The following is a 13,475-nucleotide window of genomic DNA, read 5'->3' on the forward strand; positions in this document are numbered from 1 at the left end:
CCTGGCCGCCGCTGTCGCCGACGGTAGAAATGGCTTCCCCGGCCTTGACGATGTCGCCGGCGCTCTTGAGCAGGCTCTGGTTATGGCCGTACAGGCTCAGGTAGCCATTACCATGGTCGAGAATGACCAGAAGTCCAGCGCCGCGCAACCAGTCGGCGAACACCACGCGCCCGCCATGTACGGCGCGCACCTGAGTGCCGGCGCTGGCGCTGATCATCACACCGTCCCACTTGGCACGCGCATCACCGCCTCGCGTGTCGCCGAAGCGTGCCAGCAATCGACCATTGACTGGCCATGGAAGTTTTCCACGGGCGGCGGAAAATGCACCACCGTAGTTGGCGCCATCGCTGGACACCAGCGGGCCGAGCACGGTGCGGGCCTTTTTCGGCGGCTCTTGCGGCTCGTCGCGGCGAGCGTCGGCCAGCGCCTGTTCCTTGCGCCGCTTCTCTTCTTCCTGCTTGGCCAGCAGCGCCTTCTGCCGCGCTTCTTCGGCTTCACGGGCCTGGCGGGCAAGGGTTTCCTCGATGGTCTTGAGCACCTTGGCGAGGTCGGCCTGGTCCTGTTCGCGGGCCTGGAGCTTCTGGTCGCGATCCTTGACGTCGCTGTTGAGCTTGGCCAGTACCTGCTGGCGCTTGCTGCGTTCGGCCTCCAGTGCCTGGCGGCGGCTGTCGAGGTCGGCGCGCTGGGCCATCAGCTGTTCCTGCTGGCCGGAAATTTCCAGTTCGACATTGGCCAGCTGGCGCAAGGTTTCGTTGAAGGTGCGCAGTTGTTCCAGGCGTGCCTTGCTCAGGTAGTCGTAGTACGTGAGGGTGCGAGCGAACTTCTCGGGATTCTGCTGGTTGAGCAGCAGCTTGAGGTATTCCTCGCGACCGTTCTGGTAAGCGGAGCGGGCCTGGATCGCGATCAGTCGTTGCTGTTCAACGCGGGCGCTCTGGAGTTTTTTTTTCTCGTGGTCAAGGCGCTCCAGCTCGCCCTCGGTCTTTTTTAGTTCTTGCTGAAGACCCTCCACCTGCTTTTCGAGATTGCCGATATCGGTCTCGGTGGACTTGAGGTCTTTCTGCACGCCGGCTTTCTCTTCCTGGAGCTTGCCCAGCATTTTCTTGAGCTCGGCGATGTCCTGGCGAGTGGCGTCCAGTTGTTGCTGGGTCTGCGCGCGCTCGTCGGCGAACGCCGGACTGAGCAGGCATGACAGGGCTAGGAGTATGAGGGCGCGGCGCATGGAATCGGGCGTACCAGGGATGGAGACTGGCCTAGTATGCCCGCCTGAGCGTGCAAAAAAAACGCCCCGCTGCGGGTGCGGCGGGGCGTTTGTCCGGAAATCACGTCAGGGTGCGTTGCGTCGCGGCCCCAACGCGCAGTCTCAAGCGTCGATCAGGATCGATGTTCCGGTCATTTCGGCAGGCTTCTCCAGCCCCAGCAGCTTGAGCATGGTCGGCGCCACATCGGCCAGCACGCCACCGTCACGGACCTTCACGCTGCGCTTGCCGACATAGATGAACGGTACCGGCTCGGTGGTGTGCGCGGTGTGCGCCTGGCCAGTGGACTCGTCTTCCATCTGCTCGACGTTGCCGTGGTCGGCGGTGATCAGTACTTCGCCACCGACCTTGTCCAGCGCCTCGACGATGCGCCCGACACAGCCGTCCAGCGCCTCAACGGCCTTGACCGCCGCGTCGAATACGCCGGTGTGGCCGACCATGTCGCCGTTGGCGTAGTTGACCACGATCACGTCATAACGCTGTTGCTCGATGGCCTCGACGATACGGTCGGTCACTTCCGGCGCGCTCATCTCAGGCTGCAGGTCGTAGGTGGCGACCTTCGGCGATGGGATCAGGATGCGCTCTTCGCCTTCGAACGGCTCTTCGCGTCCGCCGGAGAAGAAGAAGGTCACGTGGGCGTACTTTTCGGTCTCGGCGATGCGCAGCTGGGTCTTGCCGTTCTTGGCCAGGTACTCGCCCAGCACGTTGTTCAGGCTGGCTGGGGCAAAGGCCGCGGGGGCGGGGATCTTCGCCGAGTACTGGGTCAGGCCGATGTAGGCCGCGAGCTTCGGCAGGCGCGCACGGGGGAATTCATTGAAATCGGCTTCGACGAACACTCGCGACAGTTCGCGGGCGCGGTCGGCGCGGAAGTTCATGAAGATCACCGCGTCGCCGTCTTCGACCTTGACCGCCTCGCCGATGCGCGTGGCCTTGACGAATTCGTCGCTCTCATCGCGTGCATAGGCTGCTTCCAGCCCAGCCACAGCGCTGTCTGCGCTGTACTCGGCGGTGCTGTCGACGATGAGGTTGTAGGCTGCGCTGACGCGGTCCCAGCGGTTGTCACGGTCCATCGCGTAATAGCGGCCGATCAGGCTGGCGATGCGGCCCTTGCCCAGCTTGGCGAAGGTCGCGTCGAGCAGTTCGATGGACGACTGGGCGCTGCGCGGAGGGGTGTCGCGGCCGTCGAGGAAGGCGTGCAGGTAGATTTTCTCGGCGCCACGCTGGGCGGCCAGTTCGGCCATGGCGACGATGTGGTCCTGGTGGCTGTGCACGCCGCCGTCTGAGAGCAGGCCCAGCAGGTGCACGGCCTTGCCGGCTGTAACTGCCTTGTCCACGGCGCCGGTGAGTACCGGGTTTTCGAAGAACTCGCCGTCGCGGATGGCCTTGGTGACCCGGGTGAAGTCCTGGTACACCACACGGCCGGCGCCGAGGTTCATGTGACCGACTTCGGAGTTGCCCATCTGCCCGTCCGGCAGGCCGACATCCATGCCGGAACCGGAGATCAGGCCATGCGGCTGGGTGGCGCGCAGGCGGTCATAGACCGGTGTGTTGGCGGCGTAGATGGCGTTGTATTCGGGGCTTTCGCTGTGACCGAAACCATCCAGGATGATCAGGACCAGGGGCTTGGGCGTGCTCGTCATCAATCAAACTCACGGTTGTTCAAAGATGATAAAGACACGCATTTTAGGGCAAATCGGCCAGCGACGGCGAATATTCGTCGGTTCGTACGACCAGCGTCCCGACGGGTTGCAGATGAAGGCTGTTTCCGAGCCGGCCCGGCGGGCTTTGGCGGGCATGGGTGGCTGTGTATACTGGCCGGCATTTTCAATCGCCTGGAACACCCCTGATGGTTGCTCACCTGATTCAATTCGCGACAGATCACTTCATCCTGGTTGCGATCTTCTTCGTCCTGCTGATCCTGCTGCTGGTCAATGAAATCCGCCGCGGCGGCCAGAGCCTGAGCAACGGCCAACTGACCGCGCTGGTCAACGCCGAGAAGGGCGTGGTGATCGATATCCGTCCAAGCAAGGAATACTCCGCCGGCCACATAGTGGGGGCGCTGAACATTCCGCAGGACAAAGTCATCGGCCGCATTGCCGAGCTGGAAAAACACAAAGAAAAGACCCTGATCATCGTCGATGCGATGGGCCAGCAGTCCGGCACCATCTGCCGCGAGCTGCTCAAGGCTGGCTTCACCGCTGCCAAGCTCAGCGGTGGTGTGTCCAGCTGGAAAGCCGATAACCTGCCCCTGGTGAAGTGATATGAAGCCCGTCATCGTCTACTCCAGCGACTACTGCCCCTACTGCATGCGCGCCAAGCAACTGCTGGCGAGCAAGCAGGTGGCGTTCGAGGAAATCCGTGTCGACGGCAAGCCCCAGCTGCGCGCCGAGATGGCGCAGAAGGCCGGGCGTACCTCGGTGCCGCAGATCTGGATCGGCAGCACCCACGTTGGCGGTTGCGATGACTTGTTTGCGCTGGAGCGCTCGGGCAAGCTCGACGCCCTGCTCGAGGCCTGATTCACGCCTCTTTCAACCATTTTCAGAAAAGGATCTGCCATGACTGACCAACAGAACAACGGCGCCGCCGAAGAGAACAGCCCACAATTCTCCCTGCAGCGCATCTACGTGCGTGACCTGTCGTTCGAAGCCCCGAAAAGCCCGCAGATCTTCCGCCAGCAGTGGGAACCCAGCGTCGCGCTGGACCTGAACACCCGCCAGAAGGCCCTGGAAGGTGACTTCCACGAGGTCGTGCTGACCCTGTCGGTTACCGTCAAGAACGGCGAAGAAGTCGCCTTCATCGCTGAAGTTCAGCAGGCGGGCATCTTCCTGATCTCGGGTCTGGACGCAGCTTCCATGAGCCACACCCTGGGTGCGTTCTGCCCGAACATCCTGTTCCCGTACGCGCGTGAAACCCTCGACAGCCTGGTGACCCGTGGCTCGTTCCCGGCGCTGATGCTGTCGCCGGTGAACTTCGATGCCCTGTACGCTCAGGAGCTGCAGCGCATGCAGGAAGCCGGCGAAGCGCCTTCCCTGCAGTAATCGTTATCGCGCGGCATAAAAAACCCTCGGGATCGACCCGAGGGTTTTTTTGTGGGCGCAAGCCGAGCTTCAGCCGAACTGCTTCTGTTGTTGCTGCTGCTTGGCCACTGCCTCCGACGCTGCCACGTAGGCTTCCTGGAACTCGTCGCTCTCCAGCCAGGCCATGGTCGCCGCTTCATCGGCGCCATCGAGCCAGGCGCGGTAAGCGGTGAACACCAGGACGATGTAGTCGGTGGCGTGCTCTTCCTTGTGCCCCTTGAGTACCAGCGCCAGCAATGGATCGACCAGGAACACCGAGATCATCGACACCAGGCTGGTTTCCTGGGCCTCCTTCATCTTGTCGAACAGGGCGTCATAGCTCCCGGACTCCATGGCCTTGTTGTACACCTGCTCGACACTGGCGCTGTCGCCAGCGCTGGCCTTGACCGCCTGGCCGCCGCGGACCATGCGGTTCTGCTTGGCCTTGGAGGCGGCGCGCTTGGCGCGTTTCTGTTGCTTGGTGTTGGAAGCCATGGGTGAATCCTTGGGTGTGTCCGGAAAAAACGCGTATTGAAGCCTAGTTGCCGCGGTTCTGGATAGGGCCCATCGGTCAGAAGCTGTAGGTGCCTGTCACCACCAGGCTGCGCGGATCGCCGAACTGGATCTGCGCGGCGCTGGTCGCCGAGCTGTAGTAGGTCTTGTCGGTGATGTTGTTCAGCGCAGCGCGAACGTCCCAGTCGTGGGTGCGGTAGCCGGCCAGTGCATCCCAGTGCCCATAGCCTGGCAGCACCGTGGTGTTCTGGTTGTCGGCGTAGCGTTCGCCGACCAGTACCAGGCCGGTTTCGGCGTACCAGCCCAGCTCCGGCTTCCAGGTCACGAACAGGCTGGCGTTGCGCCGCGCCACGTTGTTGACCCGGTTACCCTCCAGGCCGCTGTTGTCCTTGGCGATGATGGCATCCTGCAGGCCGATGCCGCCGCGTACGTACCAGTTGCCGACCACATTGCCCTGGGCGGTCAGCTCCACGCCACGCGAGCGTTGCAGGCCGGTGAGGATGGTGATGCCGGGGTTGTCCGGGTCAGTGGTGCGACGGTTGTAGAGCTCCAGCTCGTAGATGGCGAGGGTGGTGCTCAGGCGCTCGTCGAACCAGTCGCTCTTGACCCCGATTTCCTTCTGCCGGGTGTTCTCCGGAGCCGTTTCGTTGGTGTTGCCGGCAGCGCCGGGGGTGATACCGATCAGGCCGCCGCCGACCGGGGAATAGGTCTTGCTCCAGGAGGCATAGAACGAATGTTCCTGCCATGGCGAATAGACCACGCCCAGGCGCGGGCTGGTGCTGTTGTCGTCCTGTTTTTCCGAGATGCCGCGCAGCTTGTTGGTGGTTTCCACCTCGAACTGGTCGAAGCGCACGCCCGCCAGGATCTGCCATTGGTCGTTGAGGCGGATCTGGTCCTGCAGGTAGACGCCACGGCTATCGACCACCGTGTGGTTGTAGCTCGACGGCACCATGGGACCGTTGTGTTGCAGGCGCCGGTTGGGGTTGTTCAGGTTCAGCGACGGCACCGCCTGGCCACCGGCACTCACCGCCCGCGCGGTGTACAGGCGCGGATCGCGGCGCTGATTGCCGAATTCCAGTCCCAGCAGCAGCTTGTGCTCCAGGCCCCAGGTGCTGACATCGCCCTCGGCCTCGAGGTTGTTGAAAAGGTTGCGGGTGTTCAGGTCCTGCTGCCAGCGCTGGCGGGTCACCAGGTTGGTGCTGGGGGTGTAGCCGGTGAGGTAGGTGTTGTCGAAGTCGCTGTCGAGCTTGAACAGGCTCAGGGTATGGCGCACTTGCCAGTTGTCGCTGAGCTGGTAGTTCAGGCGCGAGCGTAGCGACTGCGACTTGTCGTCGATGAAATCGCGCTGCGTGTCGCCGTACGTAGTGCTGCGCCCGACATCCGCCGGACGACCGCCGACGCCAGGAATGCCGCGATCCGGGGTGCGGTTGTAGCGGCTGTATTCGTACTGCACCAGCCAGTTCAGGTCGGGGTTCAGTTGCCAGCTCAGCGACGGGGCGAACAGTTGGCGGTTGCCATCGACGCCATCGCGGAAACTGTTGTTGTCCTGGTTGCCCATGTTCAGGCGCACGCTGATGTCGTCGTTCAGGTCGGCATTGAGATCGGCGTAAAGGCTGCGCAGGTCCTCGCTGCCGCCCTGGGCTTCGATGGTCGAGCGCCGGCCATGCTCGGGCGCCTTGCTCACCCGATTGACGATGCCGCCCTGGCTGCCACGGCCATAGAGCACGGCTGCCGGGCCCTTGAGCACCTCGATGCGCTCGATGTTGTGCAGGTCGCGTACGTACTGGCTGTCATCACGCACGCCGTCCAGATAGAAGTCGTTGCTGGCGTCGAAGCCGCGGATACGCAGGCTGTCGAAGCGTGTGTCGGCGCTGCTGCTGACGTTGGGGATGCCTTCCAGTGCCTTGCCCAGGCTGTTGTTGCCGTAGTCCAGCACGTTGGCGGTCTTGACCGTGTCGATCGCCTGCGGGACGTAGCGCACAGGCGTCGAGGTCCGGGTGGCGGTGCTGACGTCCTTGACCCGCGGATTATCGCGCTCGCGTTCACTTTCAGCAGTGACCGAGAGCTCAGGCAGGGTAGTGGTGGCAGCGCTGGCAAGGCCCGCGCTGAACATCAGTGACAGGCCCAGAGACAAGGGAGACAAGCGGCAGGGGACAAGCATCGGCAGGCATCCAGCAGAGACTGTTGAAGAGGATGCGAATGGTAATGCTTGCTATTTGCTCTTGCTTGGCTATTTGTAAGGGCGCGTATTTACGAATGTATCAAATTGTAACTGGTAATTATTCGCTTTTATCGAGGTGTTTTTGTCAAGCCAACCAGAAGTGAGTTGCCTGTACGAAAGTACAGAAAAGAGAGGGAATAACTGTCTGCTCTGCGATTCAGCACAGTTTTGCACCAGCTCTGGCCTTTAATTTGGTTATATCAACCTTCATTTCACGTTTTTTTGACATTGCGAAGCACACGCGGCTAGGATTCGGCCTCTACGCCTGCCGGCCATCAGTTGGCCGAGCGCCGGACGAAGCCCGCTACCTGCAAAAGGAGCGGGGTTTTCAGTTTGGATACAAGCGTCGAACCTACGAAGGGGCGTTGGTTCCTGGCGTTTTAGGTAGCAGAGCGTTCTGATTCGGTAATAAGGAAAACAACATGTTGAATACAAGGATCAGCCTGGTAGCGCTGGCACTCATCGCCGCCACTCAGGCCCAGGCCAACGACCAGGCCGAAAGCAAGGGCTTCATCGAGGACAGCCACGCCAACGTCCTCCTGCGCAACGCCTTCATCAACCGTGACAAGAAGCACCACACCAACGACCAGTCCCAGTGGGGCCAGGGTGTGATCGCCAACTTCTCGTCCGGCTTCACTCAAGGCACCGTGGGTGTCGGTGTCGACGCCTTCGGCCTGTACGCCGTGCGCCTGGATGGTGGCAAGGGTCGTAATCAGGGTGGCGGTGTCGACTTCTTCAAACGCTCCGACCCCACCTTCGACGGTGAGAAAACCAACGCCCCTCACAACCTGGCTCGTGGTGGTGCAGCGGTGAAGTTCCGCATCTCCAACACTGTGCTCAAGTACGGTGACCAGATGCCGGCTCTGCCGGTCCTGCAGTACGACGACGCTCGTCTGCTGCCAGAGAGCTTCACTGGCACCATGATCACCTCCAAGGAGATCAAAGGCCTGGAGCTGAATGCAGGCCGCTTCACCCAGGAAGCCCGCAAGAGTGCCGAGCGCCGTGATGGCGGTGGCCTGAAGTCGATCAACGTGCTCGGCGGCAGCTACAAGTTCACCGACAACTTCACCGCGTCGCTGTACACCGCGGACAACGAAGATGTCATGAAGAAGCACTACCTGGGCCTGAACTACGTCTTCCCGATCGCGGCCGACCAGTCCCTGACCCTGGACTTCAACGGCTACAAGTCGGACATCGACAACAAGTATGTGCGTGAAGCTGGCTTGAATGGCGACCGCAACACCATCTGGAGCCTGGCGGCTACCTACGCCTATGGCCCGCACTCCTTCACACTGGCCCACCAGCGCAGCACCGGCAGCACCGGCTATAACTATGGCTGGTACCAGAACGAAGGCGGTGTCGGTGACGGTGGTTCGACCATCTACCTGGCCAACTCGTACTGGTCCGACTTCAACGCCGAAGACGAGCGCTCCTGGCAGTTGGGCTACGGCCTGGACTTCGGTGCCTTCGGCATCCCTGGTCTGACCTACAAGCTGGCTTACGTGGTGGGTGACAACATCAACACCCGCAACCTCAAGAACCCGGAAGGTTTCGGCGAGGGTAAGGAGCGCGAGATCTTCAACCAGGTTCGCTACGTGGTGCAGGACGGCCCGGCGAAGGACCTCTCGATCAAGCTGCGTAGTTCGTTCTTGCGTACCAACAACGCTGTGCGCCAAAACGGCTACAACGACGACGGCAACGAAGTTCGCGTGTTCGTCGAATACCCGATCAGCATCTTCTGATACTGATCTGGCGTAACGAAACAGCCCCGGCATTTGCCGGGGCTGTTTCGTTTCAAGGCTAGCGCGCCAACAGTTGCGGATAGTCGCCGAACCAATATTCCATCGCGTCGGCGTCCACGCCGTTTGCCCCGGTCCAGAAATCCACCGGATAGCTCCAGTCCGACGAGCGCGAGCTGCTCGGCGCCAGGCCCTGGTTGGTGAAACGCTGTAAAAGCCCGGGGTGTTCGGGCGTCTGCAGGATCGCGCAATGCCCCAGCAGATCGATAAAGCTGCGCGCTTCCTCTTCGCTCATCTTCACGCCCTTGAGCTTGCGCAGTTGCTTGAGCATATCCTTGGGCCTGGCGCTGTCTGGCATCGCCCGGATCATCTCGAAGATGCGGGTCGTGAGCGGCAGTGCCTCAGGGCTGGGGCTGTCGATGGCGTTGGCCTGTTGCAGGAAGAACGCCATCTCGGCGATATCGCCGCTCAGCACGCTGCCGCACAGGTAGCGTGTCTGGTTCAGCAGGACGAAATCGATGTCCAGATACTCGAAGGCACTGCACACCTGGCAATTGAGCCGGTTGTCGACGCTGAATGGGTGCTGCATGAAGTGAGTCGCGCTGGCGAGTGAGGAAAGCCCGGCGCGCAAGTGTGCCTGGTTCGTTTCCACGCCGTGCAGGAACTGGGCGACGATATTTGCCTTGTCAGCCTTGTCACGCTCCTTCAGCAGCCACTGCACCACCTGGTCGTGGGACATTTTCTGGCTTGCAGGTGCCAGCCCGGCCTTCTTCAGCATCGGGTCGATCGCTTCGCCTTCCTCGTAATCTTCCAGCGCCTCGCGAATGACACTCGAATTGCGCAGGTCGGTCCTGGCTGCCTTGAGGGTGTTCATAGGGGCATATTCCCCGCGTCAGACTCAAGGCGCGCGACGGCCCATCGTCCCTCATAGACTTCAAGCGTACATCCGGGGCATAACAGGTCGCTGGGGGCATGGGGGGAAAGGACACGCGCGGTTCCAGTTCCTATTCTGCTACCACGTGATTGGTGATTTTCAGTGACCTCAAGTACAACACTCCAGGCGGCCTGTGAGCCATCAGGACCTTCAATCGGGGAGGTGATGACGTAGTAGGGTTGGTTGAGAGGCAGCTGGGTTTTACCGCCGTCACTTACATTTCGCCAGTATATGATTACATGAACAGGCCTGTTCAATGATGTTGCTCGGCTGAAAAGTAATGCTCGATCGGCAATCCTGCACTTTCAAATTCAAACAGGACTTTCCACGTGAATGCGGTGGCCCAGCGATCAATCATCTCTCGTGCTTCATAACGATTTTCAGTGGTGCAGGTCAGTGAGAAAATAGACGTTTTCTTCTTACCTTTGTATACATTTATCGAAGCCTGATACTCGATCATGCGTTCTTCATCCGGTGCTCTGCACCAGATGTCCAAAGTGGCGTAAATAGGGACGCCACTATCGAGTGTTCGCTCACTGCCCGCCATGAATATGTTATCGGCGAAAAAATTCTGTGTTACCAGAAAGCGCACATGCTCATCGTCGATTGTTTCCAGGATGTCAGGGCCGATATCGACGAAGTCATTTTTCGAGATCGACCAACCGGTAGGGATTCGCAGAGCCATCAGTGTGTGTTGCTGCACAATCGTTTGGATAATGTTCATATTTTTGATTTCAGATAGCTCATGTAGTCTGCCTGCGAGATCGGATGCCCATGGAATTCGGGCAAACAACGCGGTACGGCAGGACCGCTACAACGACGACGGCAACGAAACTCGCATGTTCGTCGAGTACCCGACCGACATCTTCTGATACTGAGTTGGCGTAATCAGCAGCCCTGACATCTTGCCAGGGCTGTTTTGTTTCCAAGACGGGCGGTTGTGTCGCTTCACCTGAGTCGACTCCACGGAGTTGTGTGCTCCGGATGGTGTGTACAGAGTTCAAAGGTACCTTCAGCAGGGAACAAGATGAAGAGCGGGGGCTTCATCGAGCTTGATATACCGTCGATTTACATTGCCAATCGCTTCAAGAAAATCATGACGCAGTTCTTCATTGGCATGGTTGAAATTGATGAGTCGAAGCTCTAGGTGTTCTGCTTCGCCGAGGTGCTGGCGGGTAAGCTCGTCTTCCGGTATGCGCAGGCTGCTCAAGCAGTCGACAAAGGCATGAAAGTTGTTCCCGTAAAACTCAGGAAAACCAAACACCCTGCTTGCCGCCTCGTGGAAGTCGAGAGCACTAGTGATTTGGCTGAAGTCCAGCTCGACAATCATTGCTGACATTTATTTCCAGCCTCCCATGTCAATTTCAATGTACGAGTCGTAATGGTCATGCGTGTAGTAGGCTTGTCCGGTCTTCTTGTCGACCACGATTCTGCGGGCGCCAGCCCCGGAGCCACCTGGCGTGCGTACGCGCCATTCTTCGTAAGGACCGCTACCTGTGTTCAAGCGCTGGCTTTGCGGTGCGTATTTGAAGTTGTTTTCGAACTCGATTCCATCGCGTTGATGCGCAGGGCGACGCAGCTTGATATTGTCGATGGTCGCCTGTAACTCCTTCATGTCCCTGGAGGACATCCGGTACCCCCACTTTTCCTGGATCATGGCATGCGCTTGCTTAGGGTTATTGGCCTTGAGTGTACAGCGCAAACCCAGCGGATCGATCCAGGATTGCGTATTGGGCGCATACAGATAAAGATTCGTACCCCCGGCCAAACCAATCGGATCGGGCTGGGTGAAGCGACCTATATCGGGATCGTAGTACCGCAGGGTGTTGTAGTGCAGGCCTGTCTCGCGATCCAGATACTGCCCCTGAAATCTCAGATTCTGCTCTTCCAGCAAGTCGATTGCGCTGTTTTCGAGCCTGCAGTTGCCCCAATGCATGAAGTCGGCACTCCAGACAACCCGTCCGTCGATATCTGTGAGGCGCCGAGGCATCCCTGAAAGATCATTGTGAAAATAGAGAACCCTCTGATTCCCTCCACTGCCGTCGACCCTGGCAATAGGGTCGTAGCTGCCGTGGGTGTAGAGGAATACGCTTTTCAGCTGGAAGCGTGTTTCCTGAAGCAGCCGCATGCCTTCCCAAAGAAACCGAGTGTCTCCGAGGACTCGTCCTTGTGGATCGAGTTCGATCTTGCTCACGCGCCGACCCAGGGGGTCGTAAGCCATCTTCACTACAGTCTGTTTTGCTCCTCTTACATTGACGACTTCGATCAGGCGCTGCTCGTTGTCGTATTTGAAGTGCTGCACCAAACTCCGACCACTTCGCTTTTCCACAAGCCGGCCAAAGCCGTCGTATCGGTAGCGCTTGTCTGCATGGATTTGCAGACGATTGTGCCGTACAGGTCCCTGGGTGCCCGGTGCAAGCAGGTTGGCGGCTGCATCATAGGCAAAGGTTTCGGGGTGCTGGGCTTGTTGCGAAAATCGTACCTGCCCGATTGCATCGTAAGCGTGATGATCGGCTTGCCGACTATCAGTGAGGGTTGTTCTGACCAATTGACCGGCCACGTCGTAGCTGTAGTCCATCTGCCGCTGGCCTGGTAACTGCCAAGGCTGGTGCAGGGTCTTCTGCTGTTGGCTGCGAACACGACCGTCAGTGCCGTACTCGGTCAGTGTGCTGATCTGTCCTTGGCTCCGATGGATTTCTCGGTGGAGTCGATCTCGCTCGAAATCACAGATCAATATGTTGTCGACATTCAACTGGTGCAGGTGCCCGTTGCCATAGAACATTCGAGAGATGCTTCGACCGTCGGGTAGCCGTGTAGTGAGCGGGTTATCCAATTCATCGTAGGTATGCCGGATCGCACCGTCGTCGCTACGCTCTTCGACAATGCGTCCCAGAGCGTCGTAACGGAATGACAAGCACTGTTGTTGTCCGTCAGGCGCTTCGAAATTGACGGATAACAGCTGATCCAAGGCGTCGTAGCTGTATTCGCTGATCCCGTCCTGAGTTACTTTTCTGATCAGCCTTCCCGCAACGTCTCGTTGCAGGTGGTGATGGATCGGGGCTTCTTCAGCGTTACTGCCGTCTGGAAAGAATTCGACCTCACAGATATCTCCCAGGCTGTCATACCGGTACCGTTTACCGCTTTGGTCAATATCGACCTGCTCGACCAGGCGGTCGGCGTCATCCCAGGAAAATCGATAGCAATCACCATTTTCGTTGCGCAGCGTGTTCACCCGGCCATAGGCGTCGTAGGTAAGGTCCAGGGTATGCCCCAGTCGATTGGTGCGACTCAGGATCAGCCCACGTGGCGAACGGGTGAGTTTTACCTCGGCACCTGCAGCATCGATATATCCGACGAGCGCGCCGGCGCAATCGCGAACAAAGCGCTCGGTACCCGTTCCCGGTAAGCGACGCTCCAAAAGATTGCCCCTGGCATCGTTGTGGTACTCGTGGCGGCGACCTTCTGCATCAATGAGGCGCACACAATGGCCGAGGTTATCGTACTCATAGCGCGTAGATTGCATGGAGCAGTCCAGGATTTCACTGAGGTTGCCCCATTCGTCCCAGCGTAACGTCGTCGACTGCTGTGCGGCATTGGTGATACGAACAGGCTGGCCCTGCACATCCCGCTGGTAGACTGTGCTCGCGCCAAGCGGGTCGATGATTTCGACACAGTTGCCACGCTTGTCGTAACGAAACGACCAGCTATGACCTTTGCAGTCGGTTTGTGTAGTGGGCAGCGCCCAGTGCGGCAACC

General features: G+C 59.5%; 12 protein-coding genes. 4 read left to right on the forward strand and 8 right to left on the reverse strand.

Features of this window, described 5'->3' with window-relative positions; translation table 11 throughout:
* The coding region (locus VA602_RS12180; RefSeq protein WP_323453316.1) for a murein hydrolase activator EnvC family protein at positions 1–1,219 on the reverse strand (1,219 nt) is incomplete at its 3' end.
* 141 nt (positions 1,220–1,360) lie between these two features.
* Positions 1,361–2,896 (reverse strand): 2,3-bisphosphoglycerate-independent phosphoglycerate mutase, encoded by a 1,536-nt coding sequence (gene gpmI, locus VA602_RS12185; RefSeq protein WP_323453317.1) that lies wholly within the window; start codon positions 2,894–2,896, stop codon positions 1,361–1,363.
* Positions 2,897–3,102: 206 nt separating this feature from the next.
* Here gpmI and VA602_RS12190 point away from each other — a divergent pair, with 206 nt between their 5' ends.
* The 3 genes from VA602_RS12190 to secB are packed head-to-tail and all read left to right on the forward strand — an operon-like array spanning position 3,103 to position 4,294.
* Positions 3,103–3,516 carry a rhodanese-like domain-containing protein gene (locus VA602_RS12190; protein WP_054891213.1) on the forward strand — a complete coding sequence of 138 codons (414 nt, stop codon included), beginning with the start codon at positions 3,103–3,105 and terminating at the stop codon, positions 3,514–3,516.
* 1 nt (position 3,517) lies between these two features.
* On the forward strand, positions 3,518–3,772 hold the full coding sequence (gene grxC / locus VA602_RS12195; protein WP_054891214.1) for a glutaredoxin 3: 255 nt from the start codon (positions 3,518–3,520) through the stop codon (positions 3,770–3,772).
* A gap of 39 nt (positions 3,773–3,811) precedes the next feature.
* Positions 3,812–4,294, forward strand: coding sequence for a protein-export chaperone SecB (secB, locus tag VA602_RS12200; RefSeq protein ID WP_054891215.1), 483 nt, complete (start codon positions 3,812–3,814; stop codon positions 4,292–4,294).
* Between the two features lie 69 nt (positions 4,295–4,363).
* Here secB and VA602_RS12205 read toward each other — a convergent pair whose 3' ends face one another.
* Both VA602_RS12205 and VA602_RS12210 read right to left on the reverse strand, forming a co-directional pair.
* Positions 4,364–4,807 carry a hypothetical protein gene (locus VA602_RS12205; RefSeq protein ID WP_063541575.1) on the reverse strand — a complete coding sequence of 148 codons (444 nt, stop codon included), beginning with the start codon at positions 4,805–4,807 and terminating at the stop codon, positions 4,364–4,366.
* A 76-nt stretch (positions 4,808–4,883) separates the two neighbouring features.
* Positions 4,884–6,986: a TonB-dependent receptor gene (locus VA602_RS12210; protein WP_323453318.1), complete on the reverse strand. Its 2,103-nt coding sequence runs from the start codon at positions 6,984–6,986 to the stop codon at positions 4,884–4,886.
* A gap of 482 nt (positions 6,987–7,468) precedes the next feature.
* On the opposite strand from VA602_RS12210, the gene VA602_RS12215 reads away from it, so the two are divergent.
* Positions 7,469–8,788 carry an OprD family porin gene (locus VA602_RS12215; RefSeq protein WP_063541571.1) on the forward strand — a complete coding sequence of 440 codons (1,320 nt, stop codon included), beginning with the start codon at positions 7,469–7,471 and terminating at the stop codon, positions 8,786–8,788.
* A gap of 58 nt (positions 8,789–8,846) precedes the next feature.
* On the opposite strand, the gene VA602_RS12220 is transcribed toward VA602_RS12215, so the two are convergent.
* The 4 genes from VA602_RS12220 to VA602_RS12235 all read right to left on the reverse strand — a co-directional run.
* Positions 8,847–9,659 carry a hypothetical protein gene (locus VA602_RS12220; protein WP_323453319.1) on the reverse strand — a complete coding sequence of 271 codons (813 nt, stop codon included), beginning with the start codon at positions 9,657–9,659 and terminating at the stop codon, positions 8,847–8,849.
* Positions 9,660–9,972: 313 nt separating this feature from the next.
* Complete coding sequence (locus VA602_RS12225) at positions 9,973–10,443, reverse strand: hypothetical protein (protein ID WP_323453320.1); 471 nt, start codon at positions 10,441–10,443, stop codon at positions 9,973–9,975.
* Positions 10,444–10,731: 288 nt separating this feature from the next.
* Positions 10,732–11,058, reverse strand: a complete 327-nt coding sequence (locus tag VA602_RS12230; RefSeq protein ID WP_323453321.1) for a barstar family protein — start codon at positions 11,056–11,058, stop codon at positions 10,732–10,734.
* On the reverse strand, positions 11,059–13,475 hold a 2,417-nt coding region (locus VA602_RS12235; RefSeq protein ID WP_323453322.1), incomplete at its 5' end, for an RHS repeat-associated core domain-containing protein.

It is taken from the genome of Pseudomonas machongensis, from assembly GCF_034961125.1.
Lineage (GTDB): Bacteria > Pseudomonadota > Gammaproteobacteria > Pseudomonadales > Pseudomonadaceae > Aquipseudomonas > Aquipseudomonas machongensis.